Below are 20,058 nucleotides of genomic sequence, written 5' to 3' on the forward strand. Positions count from 1 at the left end.
TACGACGTTCGGCCCCCGGACTCCAGCCGTGCGGCAGCCCGTGGGGGCGGCCCCCACAGGCGGGACGACCACCCGTCACCATGCCTGGGGGTGACTGTTGACCACGGCATCGAGGGCTGCTGCCCCGACGCTGATCGGATCGGTGCAGCGAGCGCTGAGACTGCTGGAAGCCGTGGTCGCCCACCACGGCGGGGCGCCCGCGAAGCAGCTGGCCAGAGAGGCCGGACTGCCCCTCCCCACGGCCTACCACCTGCTGCGGACCCTGACGCACGAAGGCTACTTACGCCGGGAGAACGGCGTCTTCGTCATCGGGACCGCGGCCCAGCGGCTGATCGGCGTGGAGACCCGGCAGGGCCGTCGCGGCAAGATGGCCGAAGCGCTGGGGCGTTGGCGCGACATCATCGGAGCACCGGTCTACTGCGCCGTCTACCGCGAGGGCGAGATCGACCTCGTCGCGGTCGCCGATTCCCCTGACGCCCCCGCCGTCGCCGCGTCGGGGTCCTTCCGGGAGACCGGCCATGCGCATGCGATCGGCCAGTGTCTGCTGAGCCGACTCGACGAGAAGACCCGTGAGGACTACCTGGATCGTCACCCTCTGCGTCCGCTGACCCGCTACTCGTTGCGGGACCGCGCGTCCTTCCTGGAACGGCTCCGGTCGCTGGAACGGATGGAGCCCGTCATCGAACGGCAGGAGTACGCGCTGGGGACGGTCTGCGCGGCGATCCCCATCGCCGCGGGATTCACCGCTGCGGCGATGGCGATTTCCTTACCACTGGAGCAGGAAAGCCGGTTGCTCCCCGCAGTCGAACAACTACGTGGCGAAGTCGCCAACCTCTTGCGTTCGTTCGTGTTCTCTATCAGTATCTGAAAAATCACTCCTTGTGATCTGCTATCGCGTGCACCACGATGGCGTCAAGAGGGCCACGGGGGATCATTCCTGGCCAGATTCACCTACTGCGGGGTTGAACGATGCGCGAGTCGGTTCAAGCTGAGGTCATGATGAGTTTTCTCGTCTCCGAGGAACTCTCTTTCCGGATCCCGGTGGAGCTCCGGTACGAGGTCTGCGATCCATACGCGATCCGGATGACCTTCCATCTGCCCGGTGACGCCCCCGTCACCTGGGCTTTCGGCCGTGAGCTGCTGCTCGACGGCCTCAACAGCCCCAGTGGGGACGGCGATGTGCACATCGGCCCCACCGAGCCCGAGGGGCTCTGCGACGTACACATCCGTCTTCAGGTCGGCGAGGACCGGGCGCTCTTCCGGGCCGGGACGGCACCACTTGTGGCCTTTCTCGACCGGACCGACAAGCTCGTGCCGCTCGGGCAGGAGTGCACGCTCGGTGACTTCGAGGGCAGCCTGGAGGACGCCCTGGGCCGGATCCTCGCCGAGGAGCAGAACGCCGGCTGACGAGGAGCACCGACGCGGACCGGTCCGTCGGCCGGACGCGGGCCCCCGCCGGACGGGTGAACTGCCCGCCCGAGGGGCGGTCACGGCTTCGCCCTTCGGCGACGGCCCCTGCCCGCTCCCGCCCACGCGGGCGTCGGAGCCCCGGCTTCCGCGCTCGGCCCCGCACGGTCCGCCGAGACGACCAGTGCGGCGAGCGCCGTCGTCACCGGAACCGAGGCGACCAGCCCGATCGAGCCGACCAGCGTCCGAACGATCTCCTCCGCCACCAGCTCGCTGTTGGCCACCGTCCCCATGCTGCTCTGCGCGACGGTGAACAGCAGCAGCAACGGCAGGGCCGCGCCCGCGTAGGCGAGCACCAGCGTGTTGACGACCGAGGCGATGTGGTCGCGGCCGATCCTGATCCCTGCCCGGTAGAGGTCCCGCACACCCAACGTCGGGTTCGCCTGGTGGAGTTCCCAGACCGCCGACGTCTGGGTGACGGTCACGTCGTCGAGCACGCCGAGCGAACCGATGATGACACCGGCCAGCAGCAGCCCGCTCATGTCGATGTGCGGGTAGAGGCCGTGGATGAGACCGGTGTCGTCATCGGTGTTGCCGCTCAGGCTCGCCCACCCGATGAAGAGCGACCCGAGCAGCCCGATCAGCAGCAACGAGACCAGCGTGCCGACCACCGCGACCGAGGTGCGGGCGGTCGGGCCGTGGCACATGTAGAGCGCGATCAGCATGATCGCACTGGACCCGACCACCGCGACGAGCAGCGGATTCGAACCCTGGAGTATGGCCGGGAGGATGAAGAGGGTCAGCACGGCGAACGACACGGCCAGCGCGATCAGCGCCATCACCCCGCGCATGCGCCCCACCGCGACCACGACCAGCGCGAAGACCCCGGCCAGCAGGGTCATCGGGAACTTCCGGGCCACGTCCGTCACGGAGTACTGGAGCTCGTGGGGCGCGTCGGGGGCGTACGCCGTCACCACGCCCTGCCCCTCGCGCAGTTTGCGCGGTGAGTCGGGCTGGACGATCTCGGTGAAGGTCCGTCCCTTGTCCCGGCCGGTCGTCACCTCGATCGTCGCCTTCTCGCAGAGCCCCCGCTCCTTCCCCGCGGCCGGCGCGGTGGAGCCGTCGAGCGGCGTCTGAACAGCGTTCACGTCCTTGCAGTTCACCTTGGTGACGGTCACCACCTTTCCCTGCTGGGTCTGCCGGTCGAAGCCGACGCCGGTCCGCTCGTGCGGCGGCGTGCCGCCCGGCCAGAGCGCCACCAGACCGACGAGAACGGCGGTGGCGAACGGAATCAGTACGGCCGCGATGACCTTCCGCAGATGCCGGGAACCAGGTGCCGCGGGGCCGTGGCCGTGAGAATGGCCGTGGGAGTGGTCGTACGCGGATCCGGGCGGCTGGTCGTTCGTTCGGCCGTGCGTTCTGTCGTGGGGTACGCCCTGAGACCGGGCCTGTGGTTCGTGGTCCGTGTGGGGAGAGGTCACCGGCCGATCATCGCAAGAACGGCCGGGCCCTCTGTTCATCGCGCCGGACGGGGCGCTAGCGTGGAGGAACCTTTGCACACGCGGGAGCTCGGAGCACCGGGCTGAGAGGGCGCTGACATCCGTACGTCCGTACGGGACAGGCTGCGCCGACCGCCGAACCTGTTACCGGGTAATGCCGGCGTAGGGAGTAGGTCTCATGACCACATCGGACGCACGCACGCCTGCCTCGGACCAGAGCGTCGAGGCCGGGAAGTCCATCGGCTGGCACAAGGGATACGTCCAGGGCTCGCGCCCGGACCTCCGGGTGCCGGTCCGCCAGGTGCACCTCAGCAACGGCAAGGCCGTGACGCTGTACGACACGTCGGGTCCGTACACCGACCCCGCGGTCGACACCGAGGTCCGTCGCGGACTCGCACCGCTGCGGGAGAACTGGATCATCGCCCGCGGCGACACCGAGGAGTACCCCGGCCGCCCGGCCCGTCCCGAGGACGACGGGCTCAAGCACACCTCGCCGCGTGGTGGGCTGCGCAACCTCGACGCGGTCTTCCCCGGACGCCCGAGGCTGCCGCGCCGCAGCGGCACGGGCCGCCCGGTGACCCAGCTCGCGTACGCCCGCCGGGGCGAGATCACCCCGGAGATGGAGTACGTGGCCATCCGGGAGAACGTCGAACCCGAGGTGGTGCGCGAGGAGATCGCGGCCGGCCGGGCCGTACTGCCGGCCAACGTCAACCACCCCGAGACCGAGCCGATGATCATCGGCAAACGGTTCCTGGTGAAGGTCAATGCCAACATCGGCAACTCCGCGGTGACTTCCTCCATCGAGGAGGAGGTGGAAAAGATGACCTGGGCGACGCGCTGGGGCGCCGATACCGTCATGGATCTGTCCACCGGGCGCAACATTCACACCACCCGTGAGTGGGTTCTCCGTAATTCACCCGTTCCGATCGGTACCGTCCCGCTCTACCAGGCACTCGAAAAGGTGGACGGTCGAGCGGAGGAGCTGACCTGGGAGATCTACAAGGACACGGTCGTCGAACAGGCCGAGCAGGGCGTCGACTACATGACCGTCCACGCCGGCGTACGCCTCCCGTACGTACCGCTGACCGCGCGCCGCAAGACCGGCATCGTCTCCCGCGGCGGGTCGATCATGGCGGCCTGGTGCCTCGCGCACCACAAGGAGTCCTTCCTCTACGAGCACTTCGAGGAGCTCTGCGAGATCCTCGCGAGCTACGACGTGACGTACTCGCTGGGCGACGGCCTGCGGCCCGGCTCCATCGCCGACGCCAACGACGAGGCGCAGTTCGCCGAGCTGCGTACGCTGGGTGAACTGAACGCCGTGGCCAAGCGGTTCGGCGTACAGACCATGATCGAGGGGCCGGGCCATGTCCCGATGCACAAGATCAAGGAGAACATCGACCTCCAGCAGGAGATCTGCGAGGAGGCGCCGTTCTACACGCTCGGCCCGCTGACCACCGACATCGCGCCGGCGTACGACCACATCACCTCGGGCATCGGCGCGGCGATGATCGCGTGGTGGGGGACGGCGATGCTCTGCTACGTCACGCCGAAGGAGCACCTGGGCCTGCCGAACCGGGACGACGTGAAGACCGGCGTCATCACGTACAAGATCGCGGCGCACGCGGCGGATCTCGCCAAGGGGCACCCGGGGGCGCAGGACTGGGACGACGCGCTCTCGGACGCCCGTTTCGAGTTCCGCTGGGAGGACCAGTTCAACCTGGCCCTCGACCCGGACACGGCACGGGAGTTCCACGACGAGACGCTGCCGGCCGAGCCCGCGAAGACGGCCCACTTCTGCTCGATGTGCGGGCCGAAGTTCTGCTCGATGAAGATCTCCCAGGACATCCGGCGTGAGCACGGAGGCACGGCGGAGGAGATCGAGGCGGGCATGGCGGAGAAGTCCAAGGAGTTCGCGGCGAGCGGGAACCGGGTGTACCTGCCGATCGCCGACTGACCGCCCGCTGAACCGTCGTGCTCCGGGCGGCTGCCGTCCGGAGCACGACGTGTTGCCGCCGCAGTTCCCCCGTCCGGTGGCGGGGCTCGGCGCGGGCCCCGGGGACGGACGGGCCGAAGAGCGCGCGGACTGATCCCTGCCCGCCGGCCGCCGCCCGCCGCCCGGCGATCAGTCCAGCTCGTGGTCGGGGCCGCCGAAGTCGGGGCTGGTGAAGTCCGGCGAGGTGAAGCTCGGGCGGGGGCTCGTCGTCGAGACGTCGTCGGGGCTGGAGAACCCCGGCGCGATGTGGCCGACCTTGGGGATGCGGTTGGCCGAGCGCCGGGGTGTGCGCCGGGCGCGCCCGGCTTCCGGGTCGGCGAGCGCGTCCCGGAGGAACGGCAGGATGCCGCGCTCCAGCAGGGCGTGGCGCCAGGCCTCCCGGGCCCGTGCCACGTCCTCCGGCAGCTCCTCCTCCAGCTCTTCGACGGGCTGCGGCTCCGACGCGTCCCGCAGCGCGGTGACCATCAGCCCGATGGCGGCCACCACGATCGCGACGGCCATCACCACCGCGAAGAACCATCCCGCCGTGATCAGGGTGGAGGCGATCCGCGGCGGGTCGTCGAGCATCCGCAGCAGGTAGCCGATCAGCAGGAGGACGAGGGCGGCGGTACCGGCGAGGACCGGCGCCAGGACCGTGAGGGCGGCGCCCACTCCGGCGCTCGCGCCGGGGCGCCGCCCCTGCTCGGGCGGAGGCGCCCCCTGCCCCGTCCCGTCGTCGCCGCGCAGCTCGGCGCGGGCCCGTACGTAGTGCGCATACTCGGTGGCGGCGGTGGCGGTGATCATCTCCGTGGCGTCCAGCGCCATGGTGCGCAGCTGGACGGCGTTGAGCAGTTCACCGACTTCGGCCAGATCCGGTCGTTGGTGGGCGTGGCGCAGTGCGTCGTCGAGGATCCGCTCGTACTCGGGTCGGTCCTCGGCCAGCAGGTGCGGAGCGCTTGTCATCTGCATCCCCCGATGCTCCGTCGGGCCTGACTGCCTGCTCGACGCGGGCAGTTGGGCGGAAACGGAGGAGAGCCTGCTACTGATACGCCGATGGTAGAGCGCCCACGGCACGGGGTGACAGGGGGTTTCCGTAAATAGGCCCGGTGGTCGGCGTGGTCAGGTCGTGGATGCGTCTGCCCGAAAGAGCGTCAGTCATGCAGAGGCAGTTGGACGACCAGTAGCTTTCCGGCCATGGTCACTCCGCCGTCCATGGCGATGGCGAGCCCGTCCGCGTAGACGTGCGGGCCCTCGACCACGGGGCCGGAGCTGTCGTCGCCGTCCTCCGAGCCGACTTCGCCGAGGAGGTAGGGAATGGGGCTGTGGCCATGGACGATGCGCTGTCCGCCGTAGGCCGCCATCAGCTCGCGGACGGCCTGCGGACCCGCCTCGTCGCGGAAGGCGAACCGCTTGGTGAACTTCCGGAAGAGGTCCCAGCACTCGTCCGCGTCATTGCGGGTGAGGATGGCGTGGACGTTCTCGTTGACGTCCTCGATGGTGGCGCCGTACTCCAGGTAGGCCGTCGTGTCGGAGTGCATCAGCAGATGCCCGTCCTCCTCGACGATCGCGTCGAGCCGGGACATCCACTGGAGGTGGACGTCCTGGAGCCGCTCCATGTCGTTCTTCTGGCCGCCGTTGAGCAACCAGGCGGCCTGGAACGTGGCGGTGCCCGCGCCGGAGTTGACCGGGGTGTCGTTGAACCGCTTGGCGCCGAGGAGCAGCAGCTCGTGGTTGCCCATGAGGGCCTTGCAGTAGCCGCCGGCGGCCGCGGCCTCGGCGGACAGGCGCATCACCAGATCGATGACCCCGATGCCGTCGGGGCCCCGGTCGGTGAAGTCGCCGAGGAACCAGAGCCGGGCGTTGCCCGCCGCCCAGGTGCCGTCGGCGTCGATGAGGCCCTGTTCGGTGAGGGCGGCCCGCAGCTCGTCCAGATAGCCGTGGACGTCGCCGACGACGTAGAGCGGACCGCGCCCCTGCTCCTGGGCGGGGCGCGGCGCGGGCTCGGGTGCGGCGACGGGGACCTGGAGGGTGTCGCCGCGGTTGATCACGGGCAGATCGCGTTCGGTGGGCGTGTAGCCCTCCGGCGGCTCGTCGGCCGGCACCGCGTCGCCCGGATGCGGCGACGGCGCCGGCGGCGGCACCGGGGTCTGGGCGTAGGGCGGTACGCGGAAGTCGCGCAACGTCGCAGTCCGCACCACGGGTTCCTGATCGGCCCCCTGTGTCATCGACCCCTCCACCACCGTCGCGCCGCCGTACACCTGACGGGCCCTGCTGGTCGGGCGGTCCGCGGTGTCGTGCGCCCATCATAGGAATGCGGATCGTTCTCTGTGACGCACCAGGGGTGGTGAATCCGGACGCACGTCGGGTTCACCGGCCGATTGGTCCGAAATCTCCGGATCAATCCCTTGTCGGTGAGCGTGGCGCGCTGACCGTCGTGCGGGGTGGACGGCGCTGCGAGGAGGTCCGCACGATGAGCTCGGTCGGTATCACCTGCTCCACCGGTCCGTCCTGGGCCACGCCCTCGATGGCGTCGATCAGGAGCTGGACCACAGCCGTACCGATCCTGCGCGGCTTGAGCGAGAGGGTGGTGATGGGCGGTTCGGTCGTCGCGTACACGGTGGATTCGCTGCAGCAGACCAGCAGCAGGTCCTCGGGGACGCGCAGACCGTACCGGCGCGCCGCGGCCAGCAGATCCGTGCCGTTGGGGTCGAAGAGGCCGTAGACGGCGTCGGGGCGGTCCGGTCGGGCGAGCAGCCGGTCGGCCGCGACCGCGCCCGCGCACGGGTCGTGGGCGGGGTACGACTCGTACACCGGGTCCTGGCCGACGCGCTCGCACCAGTGGAGGTACGCGCTGGTGGACAGGCGGGTGTACGTGTCGGTGGTGGTGCCGGTGAGCAGGCCGATCCGGCGGGCCCCGGCGGCGGCCAGGTGGTCGAGGAGGTCGAGCACGGCGGCCCGGTGGTCGTTGTCGACCCAGGCGGTGACCGGGAGCGTGCCGGCCGGGCGTCCGTCCGAGACGACGGGCAGTCCCTGCCGGGCGAGCTCGGTGACGACCGGGTCCTGGTCCGAGGGGTCGATCACGACGGTGCCGTCGAGCGCGACGTTGGACCAGACGTCGTGGCGTGAGGTGGCGGGCAGGATGACGAGGGCGTAGCCGCGGGCGAGCGCGGCGGAGGTGGCGGCTCTGGCCATCTCCGCGAAGTACGCGAACTCGGTGAAGGTGAAGGGTTCGTCCCCGTAGGTCGTCACGGTCAGGCCGATGAGGCCGGACTTGCCGGTACGGAGGGTGCGGGCCGCGGCGGAAGGGCGGTAGCCCAGGCGCTCGGCGACTTCGCGGACATGGCGTCGGGTGGCGTCCGGGAGCCTGCCCTTGCCGTTGAGCGCGTCGGAGACGGTCGTGATGGAGACCCCCGCGGCGGCGGCCACGTCGCGGATTCCCGCTCGTCCCTGCCTGCCGCCGCGCCGGGGCGTGTCCGTCCGGCTCACCTGGTGCTTCCCTGCTGCTGTCATGGCGTGCCGATAGTAGGGCTCAACCGGGAGCCCGACCTGATCGCATATGCGCGCGTTGACGGGCACGTTTTTGCATGATCATCTGATAGCAAATGCCTTGGAAATAAAGGTAGTTGCTGGTCCAAGCCATGATGTGTCACATGCCGGAGTCGTTGGGCCTACTAAATGGTCGAAGTCTCGAAGCCGTCTCATCTCACCACTTCGGGGGACGCGCGCCACGGCGCGAGCCACTGGCGCGCACCGGTATGAAGAGCGCTCCCCCTCTCCCCGGACGTATCGGGGAGACCGCTTCCCGGCCGCATCGGACATCGGACGCTCCGGCCATTCGCAGCGGCGCCCAATCCTCATAAGGTGAGCAGTATTGATGTGTACAGACGGTCGAGGAGGACCTGCGGTGAGCGAGACGAGCCCCAAGCTGCGCGCCGAGCTGGACGGCGTTCCCGCCTATGTACCGGGCAAGCCGGCCGCGGCCGGCGGACCGGTCGCCTTCAAGCTTTCCTCCAATGAGAACCCGTATCCCCCGCTGCCGGGGGTGATGGAGTCGGCGCTGGCCGCGGCCGCGCATTTCAACCGGTACCCGGACATGGCCTGCACCGGCCTGATGAACGAGCTGTCCGAGCGGTTCGGTGTGCCGCTCTCGCACCTCGCCACCGGGACCGGCTCGGTCGGGGTGGCGCAGCAGCTGCTTCAGGCCACCTCGGGCCCGGGCGACGAGGTCATCTACGCCTGGCGGTCCTTCGAGGCGTACCCGATCATCACCCAGATCAGCGGTGCGACCTCGGTGAAGGTGCCGCTGAACGACGGGGACGTGCACGACCTCGACGCGATGGCGGACGCCATCACGGGCCGCACCCGGATGATCTTCGTCTGCAACCCGAACAACCCGACCGGCACCGTGGTGCGCCGGGAGCAGCTGGAGCGGTTCCTGGACCGGGTGCCGGGCGATGTCCTGGTGGTGCTCGACGAGGCGTACCGGGAGTTCATCCGGGACGTGGAGGTGCCGGACGGCATCGAGATCTACCGGGACCGGCCCAATGTCGCGGTGCTGCGGACCTTCTCCAAGGCGTACGGGCTGGCCGGGCTGCGGGTCGGTTTCGCGGTGGCCCACGAGCCGGTGGCGGCCGCGCTGCGCAAGACGGCGGTGCCCTTCGGGGTCAGCCAGCTCGCCCAGGACGCGGCGGTCGCCTCGCTGCGGGCCGAGGACGAACTCCTGGGACGGGTGGGGTCGTTGGTGTGTGAGCGGCAGCGGGTGCTGCGGGCGCTGGCAGGACAGGGGTGGACCGTCCCGGACTCCCAGGCGAACTTCGTCTGGCTGCGGCTCGGGGACCGTACCGCCGACTTCGCCGCGGTGTGCGAGCGGGCCGGGGTGGTGGTCCGGCCGTTCGCGGGTGAGGGCGTGCGGGTGACGATCGGGGAGGACGAGGCGAACGACCTGTTCCTGAAGGTGGCGGAGTCGTACCGCAAGGAGCTGTAGTCGCGCGCACGCGGAGTGCTCCGGGGCCCGTACCTCTCGTCGGCGAGGGGTGCGGGCCCCGTGCGTTGCCGGGCGGCGGCCGTCTGGCTTCGGGGGGATTGATCGGAACGTCCGTAAAGGGGTACCCCGGCCTGTCGTCCCGAAAGTCTGTGCGCCATAATGCTTGTGAATGTGAACGCGTTCACAAGCGTGTCCTGTTCTTCCCGTGATCAGTCGAATTTAAAGGGCAAACTGCCGGAATGATCACGGCGACGTAAGGAGAAGACGACGTGGAGCTGGCTCTGGCGCCCGAGACGCTGGCGCGATGGCAGTTCGGTATCACTACCGTCTACCACTTCCTTTTCGTCCCCCTGACGATTTCGCTGGCCGCGCTCACCGCCGGCCTGCAGACCGCATGGGTCAGGACGAACAACGAGAAGTATCTGAGAGCGACGAAGTTCTGGGGCAAGCTCTTCCTGATCAACATCGCCATGGGCGTGGTCACCGGGATCGTCCAGGAGTTCCAGTTCGGCATGAACTGGTCCGACTACTCGCGGTTCGTCGGTGACATCTTCGGTGCCCCGCTCGCGTTCGAGGCACTGATCGCGTTCTTCTTCGAGTCCACCTTCATCGGGCTGTGGATCTTCGGCTGGGACAAGCTGCCGAAGAAGATCCACCTCGCCTGCATGTGGATGGTCTCCATCGGCACCATCCTGTCCGCCTACTTCATCCTGGCGGCGAACTCCTGGATGCAGCACCCGGTCGGCTACCGGATCAACGAGGAGCGCGGCCGGGCCGAGCTGACCGACTTCTGGCGCGTGCTCACCCAGAACACCGCGCTCACCCAGTTCTTCCACACCATCACCGCGGCCTTCCTGGTCGGCGGCGCGTTCATGGTCGGCATCGCCGCCTTCCACCTGGCGCGCAAGAAGCACATCCCGGTGATGCGGACCTCGCTCCGGCTCGGCCTGGTCACCATCGTCGTCGCCGGACTGCTCACCGCGATCAGCGGCGACCAGCTCGGCAAGGTGATGTTCAAGCAGCAGCCGATGAAGATGGCCGCGGCCGAGGCCCTCTGGGAGGGCGAGGAGGGCGCGCCGTTCTCGCTCTTCGCCGTCGGTGACGTGGCCAAGGGGCACAACACCGTGGAGATCTCGATCCCCGGGATACTGTCCTTCCTCGCCGACGACAGCTTCACCTCGTACGTCCCCGGCATCAACGACATCAACAAGGCGGAGCAGGAGAAGTTCGGCCCCGGCGACTACCGGCCCAACATCCCGGTCGCGTTCTGGAGCTTCCGCTGGATGATCGGCTTCGGGATGGCGTCCTTCGGGCTCGGCATCCTCGGACTGTGGCTGACCCGGAAGAAGTTCATGCTGCCACCGGCGCTGCGGACCGGTGAGGACGAAGTGCCCCACCTGGTCCTCTTCAAGAACAAGGCGCTCAGCCCGAAGTTCGCCAGGTGCTACTGGATCCTCGCGCTCTGGACGCTGCTCTTCCCGCTGATCGCCAACTCCTGGGGCTGGATCTTCACCGAGATGGGCCGCCAGCCCTGGGTCGTCTACGGAGTGCTCCAGACCCGCGACGCGGTCTCCCCCGGGGTCTCGCAGGGCGAGGTGCTCACCTCGATGATCGGCTTCACCCTGCTCTACGCCATTCTCGCGGTGGTCGAGGTCAAGCTGCTCGTGAAGTACATCAAGGCAGGCCCGCCGGAGCTCACGGAGGCCGACCTCAACCCGCCCACCAGGATCGGCGGCGATCACGACGACGCCGACCGGCCGATGGCCTTCTCCTACTGAGGGACGAGGAGCTGAGAGATGGAACTCCACGACGTCTGGTTCGTACTCATCGCCGTCCTCTGGACCGGCTACTTCTTCCTGGAGGGTTTCGACTTCGGGATCGGTGTCCTGACCAAGCTGCTGGCCCGGGACCGCAAGGAGCGGCGGGTCCTGATCAACACCATCGGGCCCGTCTGGGACGGCAACGAGGTGTGGCTGCTCACCGCCGGCGGCGCGACCTTCGCCGCCTTCCCCGAGTGGTACGCCACCCTGTTCTCCGGCTTCTACCTGCCGCTGCTGATCATCCTGGTCTGCCTGATCGTGCGCGGGGTCGCCTTCGAGTACCGGGCCAAGCGGTCCGGGGAGCGGTGGCAGGCCAACTGGGAGCACGCCATCTTCTGGACCTCGCTGATCCCGGCGCTGCTCTGGGGCGTGGCCTTCGGGAACATCGTGCGCGGGGTGAAGATCGACGCCGACATGGAGTACGTCGGCAACTTCTGGGACCTGCTCAACCCGTACGCCATCCTCGGCGGACTGGTCACGCTCTCCCTCTTCACCTTCCACGGCGCCGTGTTCGCGGGGCTCAAGACGGTGGGGGACATCCGGCGGCGGGCGGGCCGGCTGGCGCTGAAGCTGGGGATCGTCACCGCGGTGCTCGGGCTCGGCTTCCTGGTCTGGACCCAGGCCGACAACGGTGACGGCTGGAGCCTGCTCGCGATGATCGTCGCCGTGGTGGCCCTGGTCGCCGCGATCGCGCTGATCGCGGTGGGGCACGAGGGCTGGTCGTTCGCCTTCTCCGGGGTGACCGTCGCGGCGGTGGTCGCGATGCTCTTCCTGACGCTCTTCCCGAACGTCATGCCGTCCTCGCTGAACGACGCCTGGGGCCTCACGGTCACCAACGCCTCGTCCACCCCGTACACCCTGAAGATCATGACCTGGTGCGCGGGGATCGCGACCCCGCTCGTCCTGCTGTACCAGGGCTGGACGTACTGGGTGTTCCGCAAGCGCATCGGTACGCAGCACATCGCCGAAGCGCACTGACCGCATCCGGGATCCCTCCGGCGGACCGGGCCGGGCACCTCGCCGGCCCCGGTCCGCCGACCGAGCTCGCTAGGGGCTGTTTCACGTGAAACCGATCGACCCGCGGCTGCTCCACCACGCCCGCGCCACCCGCCTCTTCCTGGCAGCCGTGGTGGCGCTGGGCGTGGTCGGGGCGGCGTTGGTCATCGCCCAGGCCATGCTCGTCGCCGAGATCGTGGTCGGCGGGTTCGAGGACGGACTCACCGCCGCCGGGCTCCGGACCCCGCTGATCCTGCTCGCCGGGGTCGCGCTGGGGCGGGCGCTGGTCTCCTGGCTGACCGAACTGGCCGCGTACCGGGCCAGCGCGGCGGTCAAGTCCGAGCTCCGCGGCCGGCTGCTGGAGCGGGCCGCCGCGCTCGGCCCCGGCTGGCTCACCGGTCAGCGCACCGGTTCCCTGGTGGCGCTCGCGACCCGGGGCGTCGACGCGCTCGACGACTACTTCGCGCGCTATCTGCCGCAGCTCGGCCTCGCGGTGGTCGTCCCGGTGGCGGTCCTCGCCCGGATCGTCACCGAGGACTGGGTCTCCGCCGCGATCATCGTGGTGACGCTGCCGCTCATCCCGCTCTTCATGATTCTCATCGGCTGGGCCACCCAGTCGCGGATGGACCGCCAGTGGCGGCTGCTGTCCCGGCTCTCCGGCCACTTCCTCGACGTGGTCGCCGGACTGCCGACCCTGAAGGTCTTCGGGCGGGCCAAGGCACAGGCCGAATCCATCCGCACGATCACCACCCAGTACCGCCGGGCGACCCTGAGGACCCTGCGGATCGCCTTCCTCTCGTCCTTCGCGCTGGAACTGCTGGCGACGCTCTCGGTGGCCCTGGTGGCCGTCACCATCGGCATGCGGTTGGTCCACGGCGAACTCGACCTCTACACCGGGCTGGTGGTGCTGATCCTGGCCCCCGAGGCCTATCTGCCGATCCGCCAGGTCGGCGCCCAGTACCACGCCGCCGCCGAGGGGCTCTCCGCCGCGGAGGAGATCTTCGCGGTGCTGGAGACCGAGCCGCCCACGAGCGGGACGGCGGACGTTCCCGGCTCGCTGCGGCTGGAGCTGGAAGAGGTGACCGTACGCCACGAGGGCCGCGGCACCCCCTCCCTGGACCGGGCCTCGCTGGTGGTGGACGAGGGGGAGACCGTGGCGCTGGTCGGCCCCAGCGGCGTCGGGAAGTCCACCCTGCTCGACGTGGTCCTCGGCTTCACCCGGCCGGACGAGGGACGGGTACGGGTCGGCGGCGTCGACCTGGCGGAGCTCGCGCCCGAGCGGTGGCGGGAACGGATCGCCTGGGTGCCGCAGCGCCCGTACCTCTTCGCGGGCACCATCGCCGAGAACGTACGGCTGGCCCGGCCGGACGCCGACGACCGGGCGGTGGCGGCCGCGCTGCGGGACGCCGGGGCCCAGGACTTCGTCGCGGCGCTGCCCGAGGGGGCGCGGACCCGGATCGGCGAGGACGGCGCCGGGCTCTCCGCCGGACAGCGGCAGCGGCTCGCGCTCGCCCGGGCCTTCCTCGCCGACCGCCCGGTGCTGCTGCTCGACGAGCCCACCGCGAGCCTGGACGGCGAGACGGAGGCGGGGATCGTCGAGGCGGTGCGGCGGCTGGCCGAGGGCCGGACCGTGCTGCTGGTCGTGCACCGCCCGGCGCTGCTCGCGGTGGCCGACCGGGTGGTGCGCCTGATCCCGGACGCCACGGCGCTTCCGGAGCGGGCCGGGGCCGCCGGGACCACCCGGGCCGCCGGGACCGCGCAGAGCCGGACGGAGAACGCCGCCGGTGCCCCGGACCCCGGGGCGTCGCCGGACACCCCGGCGGCCCGCCCCGGGCACGTCCTGCGCCGGGTCCGGAAGGCGGCGGGGGCGCGCCGCGGCCGACTGGCGCTCGCACTGCTGCTGGGGAGCCTCGCCGTGGGCTCCGCCGTCGGGCTCATGGCGGTCTCCGGCTGGCTGATCGCGCGCGCCTCGGAACAGCCCCCGGTGCTCTACCTCATGGTCGCGGTGACGGCGACCCGCGCCTTCGGCCTGGGCCGGGCCGTCTTCCGCTACGCCGAGCGCCTGGTCTCGCACGACGCGGTGCTCGCGATGCTCGCCGATCTCCGGGTCGCCGTCTACCGGGGCCTGGAGCGCGTCGCCCCCGCCGGGCTGCGCCGGACCCGGCGCGGGGATCTGCTCTCCCGGCTGGTCGCCGACGTCGACGCGCTCCAGGACTACTGGCTGCGCTGGCTGCTCCCGGCCGGGACCGCCGTGGTCGTCGGGACGGCGACGGTCGGCTTCGTCGGCTGGCTGCTCCCGGCGGCGGGTGCGGTGCTGGCCGCCGGGCTGCTGCTTGCTGGTGTGGGCGTACCTCTGATCAGCGGCGCCTGCTCCCGGCAGGCGGAGCGCCGGCTCGCCCCGGCCCGCGCCGAACTGGCCACCCGGGTCACCGACCTGCTCGGCGGGACCGCCGAACTGACCGTCGCGGGCGCCCTGCCCGCCCGGGTGGAACGGACTCGGGAGGCCGACGGCGTGCTGACCCGCATCGCGGCCCGCGCCGCCACCGCCACCGCCCTCGGCGGCGGCCTCTCCACGCTGATCACCGGACTCACCGTCGTCGCCACCGCGCTCGTCGCGCTGCCCGCCGTACGGGACGGCCGGCTCGCCGGGGTGGAGCTCGCGGTGCTGGTGCTGACCCCGCTGGCCGCCTTCGAGGCGGTGGCCGGACTGCCGCTCGCCGTGCAGTACCGCCGCCGGGTCGAGCGGAGCGCGGAGCGGGTGTACGAGGTCCTGGACGCTCCCCTGCCGGTGCGCGAGCCCGCCGAACCGGCGGAGGCACCCGCCTCGCCCTTCCCGCTGGAGCTGCGCGGGGTGTCGGCGCGGTACGCGGGCGCGGACCGCGACGCCCTCGACGGTGTCGACCTGACGCTGACCGCCGGCCGGCGCATCGCCGTCGTCGGGCCCTCCGGCTCGGGAAAGACCACCCTCGCGCAGGTCCTGGTCCGCTTCCTGGACGCCCGGGCCGGCACGTACCGGATCGGCGGGGTCGAGGCCGTTGCGCTGGACGGGGACACGGTGCGGCGGTCCGTGGGGCTGTGCGCCCAGGACGCCCACGTCTTCGACAGCTCCGTACGGGAGAACCTGCGGCTGGCCCGTACCGGCGCGACGGAGGCGGAGCTGCGGGCCGCCCTCGACCGGGCGCGGCTCCTGGACTGGGCCGACGCGCTGCCGGACGGGCTCGACACCCTGGTGGGCGAACACGGCGCCCGGCTCTCCGGCGGGCAGCACCGCCGCCTCGCCCTGGCCAGGGCGCTCCTCGCCGACTTCCCCGTACTGGTCCTGGACGAGCCGGCCGAGCACCTCGACCTGGCGACGGCGGACGCGTTGACGGCGGATCTGCTGGCGGCGACCGAGGGGCGTACCACCGTACTGATCACCCACCGGCTGAAGGGGCTCGACGCCGTGGACGAGGTGCTGGTGCTGGACGCAGGCCGGGTCGTGCAGCGCGGCCCGTACGCCGAGCTGGCCGCCGTCGAAGGCCCGCTGCGCCGGATGCTGGACCGCGAGCGGGAGTCCGAGGCGATGCCGGACGAGACGGCCAGGGTACCCGCGTGAGCCCTGGCAAAGCCGACTTTCCCTGTCAATAGGTACTAACTACGCTCGGGGTATGCCGGAGGAGCAGGACCCGAACGAGTCACTCGAAGCGGCCACCCGGGCGACGCGCAGTCTCCAGGGCCTGTCGGCCGAGATCACCGCCCGCATCCCGCAGTTGCTGGAGGCCATGCGGTCCGTCGGCGCGGGGCTGGAACTGCACTCCACCCTCGACCGGATCTGCGAGACCGCCGCCGAGCTGGCCCACTCCCGCTACGCCGCGATCGGCGTCGTCGACGCGGAGGGCGAGGGCCTCTCCGACTTCGTCACGTATGGGGTGCCGGACGAGACGGTGGCCCGGATCGGGCGCCGCCCGGACGGGCACCGGGGGCTGCTGGGCGCGCTGATCCACGATCCGGTCCCGGTGCGGCTCGCCGATCTGACGGCCGATCCGAGGTTCGCCGGGTTCCCGCCCGGCCATCCCCCGATGCGGACCTTCCTCGGCGTCCCGATCCGGGTGCAGGGCGAGATCTTCGGCAATCTGTACCTGGCCGAGAAGGAGGGCGGCGGCGAGTTCAACGACTACGACCTGCACATGGTGCGGGTCCTCGCCACGGAGGCCGGGATCGCCATCGGCAACGCCCGGCTGTACGAGGCGGCGCGCCAGCGCGAGCGCTGGATCGACGGTTCGGTGGCCGTGACGACCACCCTGCTCTCCGGCGGGGACGCCGATGACGCGCTCTCCGTCGTCGCCGAACAGGCCCGCCGCCTCGCCGACGCCGCCGCGGGGGTGGTGCTGCTGCCCACCGGGGACGGCGGTCTCGAAGTCGTCGCCGTCTCCGCGGACGACCCCGCCTCCTCGCTCGGGGTGGTCATCGGCCCGGAGAGCCCGATCGCGGCGAGACTGCTGGAGGGCGAACCGGTCTTCGTGGACGACTCGGCCACCGACCCCCGGATGGTCACCTCACTGGCACCCCGGTACGGCCCGAGCATGCTGCTGCCGCTGCAGAGCGGCGGTCGGGTGCTGGGCGCGCTCGCCACGCCCCGGACCCGGGGTGGCCGTCCGTTCTCGGAAGCGGAGCGGACCCTCGCCACGCAGTTCGCCTCGCAGGCCGCGCTCGCTCTGAAGATGGCCGAGGCGCAGCGGGACCGGGAGCGGCTGGCGGTCTACGAGGACCGCGACCGGATCGCCCGCGATCTGCACGATCTGGTGATCCAGCGGCTGTTCGCCACCGGGATGATGCTGGAGAGCGCCCAGCGCCGGTCGTCCGTGCCCGAGGAGCGGAACGGGATCGGCCGGGCGGTCGACGAACTGGACGTGACCATCCAGGAGATCCGCACCGCGATCTTCGCCCTCCAGCAGGAGCCCGCCGAGGCCCCGTCGGGGCTGCGCACCCGCGTTCTGCGCGAGATCAACACGGCGGCGGTCCCGCTGGGCTTCAAGCCCTCGCACCGCTTCCTCGGCCCGGTCGACTTGCTGGTCGGTGAGCTGACCGGCAAGAACCTGATCGCGGCGTTGCGGGAGGCGCTGTCCAACGCCTTCCGGCACGCCGACGCGTCCGTGATCGACGTGGTCGTCGATGCCACGGCGACGCTGCCGGACGGGCGGGCGGCGGTACGGCTGTCGGTCGCCGACGACGGGGTGGGCATCCCCGAGGGCGGCCGCCGCAGCGGCTTGCGGAACCTGGCGCGCCGGGCGGAGTCACTGGGTGGGGCCAGCTGGTTCGGCCCCGGCATCGGGGAGGACGGCGGCGGGACGACGGTGGTGTGGGAGGTCCCGGTCTGAGCGGACGGGGCCGGGTCCGGGGCGGGGCCGGGTGGGGCCGGTGTGACCGGGCGGGCGTCAGGGCACCCGGCCCGGGGTCCGGCGCTCGGCGATGATCCGCTCGATGACGAGGGCGACACCGTCCTCGGCGTTGGTGGCGGTGCGGCCGGTGGCGGCGGCGAGCGCGGCCGGGTGGGCGTTGCCCATCGCGTACGAGGTGCCTGCCCAGCGCAGCATCTCCACGTCGTTGGGCATGTCGCCGAAGGCGACGACCTCGGCGGGCGAGATGCCGCGCTCGGCGCAGCACAGCTCCAGCGTGCTGGCCTTGGAGACCCCCGTACCGCTGACCTCCAGCAGGGCCGTCGGGCTGGACCGGGTGAAGGCCGCCCGGTCCCCGGCCGCCGCGAGGGCCAGGGCGAGGAACGCGTCCGGGTCCAGCTCGGTGTGGTGGGCGAGGAGCTTCAGCATCGGGATGCCGGCGCCGGGCCTCTCCTCGTCCAGCAGCTTCTCGACCGGGGCGACCGTGGCGTTCGGGTCCAGGTGGAGGGGCGGGTACGCCGGCTCGTAGTGGATGCCGGTGGCCAGCTCCACGGCGAAGGAGGTGCCGGGGGCGGCGGCCCGCAGCGCACGGACCACGTCCAGGGCGCCGGACCGCTCCAGCGGACGGATCTTGACCAGCTCGCCGCCCGCGTGCAGATCCGCCACCGCCGCGCCGTTGGCGCAGATCGCCAGGCCGTGACCGTGCACATGGTCGCTGACGACCGTCATCCAGCGGGCCGGGCGCCCGGTGACGAAGAAGACCTCGATGCCCTCCTCCTCGGCGGCGGCGAGCGCGGCGACCGTGCGCGCGGAGACGCTCTTGTCGTCGCGGAGCAGGGTTCCGTCCAGGTCGGTGGCGATCAGCCGGACAGCGGCGGGCGAGGGCGAATCGGAAGCTGAGGTCACCCGTTCATTCTCCCGTACGAGCGTGCACGGGCGTGCGGAGGGGCGCACATCTGAGGATGTACGCCCCTGACCAGGTGGGCATGCCTGAGGCATATGCCAGCAGTGCTGACCGCGCCCCGGATTCCGGTGGTCGGGGCCGGGCGGGCGGTCAGCGGCCGAGCTGGGCCAGTCCTTCGGTGGCGATGCGCTCGAAGACCTTCTCGTCCGCCGCGAAGTCGGAATCGGGGATCGGGGTGTGGATGACGATTTCCGTGAAGCCCAGTTCGAAGTGGGTGCCCGCGAAGTCCACGAAGGCGTCGAAGGACTGGAGCGGGCGGTCCGGGGTGAATCCGGTGAGCAGGATCCGGTCCGGTTCGGAGGCGTCCCGGCCGACGGCCTCGCAGGCCGCGTCCAGCTTGGCGATCTGCTTGCGGATGGCCGCCACGGACTGCTCGGGGGTACCCGTCTCGTAGAGCTTCGGGTCGCCGGTGGTGACCCATGCCTGTCCGTACCGGGCGGCGAGCTTCATGCCGCGCGGGCCGGTGGCGGCCACCGCGAACGGCAGCCGGGGCCGCTGGACGCAGCCGGGCACGTTCCGGGCCTCGTTCGCCGCGTAGAACGTACCCTCGTACGTCACCGAGGGCTCGCGCAGCAGCCGGTCGAGCAGCGGTACGAACTCGTCGAAGTGGTCCGCCCGCTCGCGCGGGGTCCACGGCTCCTCGCCGCTCCGGCGCAGCGTCGTGGCGTCGAACCCGTTGCCCCCGGCACCGATGCCCAGGGTGATGCGGCCGTCGCTGACGTCGTCCAGGGTGATGAGGTCCTTGGCGAGCGTGACGGGGTGCCGGAAGTTGGGGGAGGTGACGAGGGTGCCCAGCCGGATGCGCTCGGTCGCCGTGGCGGCGGCGGTGAGGGTAGGGACGGCACCGAACCAGGGGCCGTCCCGGAAGGACCGCCAGGCCAGGTGGTCGTATGTGTACGCGGCATGGAACCCGAGTTCCTCGGCCCGCTGCCAGATCTTCTGTCCTTCCGCCCACCGATGGATGGGGAGGATCACGGTGCTCAGACGCATGCCCCGACGATACGTGGGCTCTCCCGGCCGCCCGGGAGGAAGCGACGGACG

General features: G+C 71.0%; 14 protein-coding genes. 8 read left to right on the top strand and 6 right to left on the bottom strand.

Going from position 1 to position 20,058, the window contains the following annotated elements; genetic code table 11:
- The first annotated feature begins 97 nt into the window (after window positions 1–97).
- Entirely contained in the window at window positions 98–868 is a 771-nt protein-coding gene (locus ACWC97_RS04365) for an IclR family transcriptional regulator (RefSeq protein WP_385202650.1), read from the top strand.
- A 101-nt stretch (window positions 869–969) separates the two neighbouring features.
- Window positions 970–1,407, top strand: coding sequence for an SsgA family sporulation/cell division regulator (locus tag ACWC97_RS04370; RefSeq protein ID WP_352274011.1), 438 nt, complete (start codon window positions 970–972; stop codon window positions 1,405–1,407).
- A gap of 80 nt (window positions 1,408–1,487) precedes the next feature.
- Here the strand turns inward: ACWC97_RS04370 and ACWC97_RS04375 are convergent, their stop codons facing one another.
- A complete protein-coding gene (locus tag ACWC97_RS04375; protein WP_450647347.1) occupies window positions 1,488–2,927 on the bottom strand; it encodes a YibE/F family protein in 1,440 nt (479 codons plus the stop codon).
- Window positions 2,928–3,084: 157 nt separating this feature from the next.
- On the opposite strand from ACWC97_RS04375, the gene thiC reads away from it, so the two are divergent.
- Entirely contained in the window at window positions 3,085–4,860 is a 1,776-nt protein-coding gene (thiC, locus tag ACWC97_RS04380; protein ID WP_450647349.1) for a phosphomethylpyrimidine synthase ThiC, read from the top strand.
- Window positions 4,861–5,028: 168 nt separating this feature from the next.
- Here thiC and ACWC97_RS04385 read toward each other — a convergent pair whose 3' ends face one another.
- The 3 genes from ACWC97_RS04385 to ACWC97_RS04395 form a co-directional block, all read right to left on the bottom strand.
- The gene (locus ACWC97_RS04385) at window positions 5,029–5,847 is read right to left on the bottom strand and encodes a hypothetical protein (RefSeq protein WP_352274008.1); all 819 of its coding nucleotides are present in this window, start codon (window positions 5,845–5,847) and stop codon (window positions 5,029–5,031) included.
- Between the two features lie 182 nt (window positions 5,848–6,029).
- Window positions 6,030–7,103 carry a metallophosphoesterase gene (locus tag ACWC97_RS04390; RefSeq protein WP_450647351.1) on the bottom strand — a complete coding sequence of 358 codons (1,074 nt, stop codon included), beginning with the start codon at window positions 7,101–7,103 and terminating at the stop codon, window positions 6,030–6,032.
- A gap of 172 nt (window positions 7,104–7,275) precedes the next feature.
- Complete coding sequence (locus ACWC97_RS04395) at window positions 7,276–8,388, bottom strand: LacI family DNA-binding transcriptional regulator (protein ID WP_352274006.1); 1,113 nt, start codon at window positions 8,386–8,388, stop codon at window positions 7,276–7,278.
- A 394-nt stretch (window positions 8,389–8,782) separates the two neighbouring features.
- Between ACWC97_RS04395 and hisC the strand changes: the two genes are divergently transcribed.
- The 5 genes from hisC to ACWC97_RS04420 all read left to right on the top strand — a co-directional run bounded on the left by hisC (window position 8,783) and on the right by ACWC97_RS04420 (window position 18,035).
- Window positions 8,783–9,862: a histidinol-phosphate transaminase gene (gene hisC, locus ACWC97_RS04400; protein WP_450647354.1), complete on the top strand. Its 1,080-nt coding sequence runs from the start codon at window positions 8,783–8,785 to the stop codon at window positions 9,860–9,862.
- 269 nt (window positions 9,863–10,131) lie between these two features.
- Window positions 10,132–11,640 carry a cytochrome ubiquinol oxidase subunit I gene (locus ACWC97_RS04405; RefSeq protein WP_352274004.1) on the top strand — a complete coding sequence of 503 codons (1,509 nt, stop codon included), beginning with the start codon at window positions 10,132–10,134 and terminating at the stop codon, window positions 11,638–11,640.
- Window positions 11,641–11,658: 18 nt separating this feature from the next.
- Entirely contained in the window at window positions 11,659–12,660 is a 1,002-nt protein-coding gene (gene cydB / locus ACWC97_RS04410; protein ID WP_450647356.1) for a cytochrome d ubiquinol oxidase subunit II, read from the top strand.
- A gap of 85 nt (window positions 12,661–12,745) precedes the next feature.
- Window positions 12,746–16,273 carry a thiol reductant ABC exporter subunit CydD gene (gene cydD / locus ACWC97_RS04415; protein ID WP_450647357.1) on the top strand — a complete coding sequence of 1,176 codons (3,528 nt, stop codon included), beginning with the start codon at window positions 12,746–12,748 and terminating at the stop codon, window positions 16,271–16,273.
- 52 nt (window positions 16,274–16,325) lie between these two features.
- Window positions 16,326–18,035, top strand: coding sequence for a GAF domain-containing sensor histidine kinase (locus ACWC97_RS04420; protein WP_450647359.1), 1,710 nt, complete (start codon window positions 16,326–16,328; stop codon window positions 18,033–18,035).
- Between the two features lie 57 nt (window positions 18,036–18,092).
- Here ACWC97_RS04420 and ACWC97_RS04425 read toward each other — a convergent pair whose 3' ends face one another.
- Complete coding sequence (locus ACWC97_RS04425) at window positions 18,093–18,959, bottom strand: Cof-type HAD-IIB family hydrolase (RefSeq protein WP_450647361.1); 867 nt, start codon at window positions 18,957–18,959, stop codon at window positions 18,093–18,095.
- A 148-nt stretch (window positions 18,960–19,107) separates the two neighbouring features.
- A complete protein-coding gene (locus tag ACWC97_RS04430; protein ID WP_352273999.1) occupies window positions 19,108–20,007 on the bottom strand; it encodes an LLM class flavin-dependent oxidoreductase in 900 nt (299 codons plus the stop codon).
- Window positions 20,008–20,058: the final 51 nt, after the last annotated feature.

This window comes from Streptomyces sp. NPDC001108 (genome assembly GCF_053598535.1).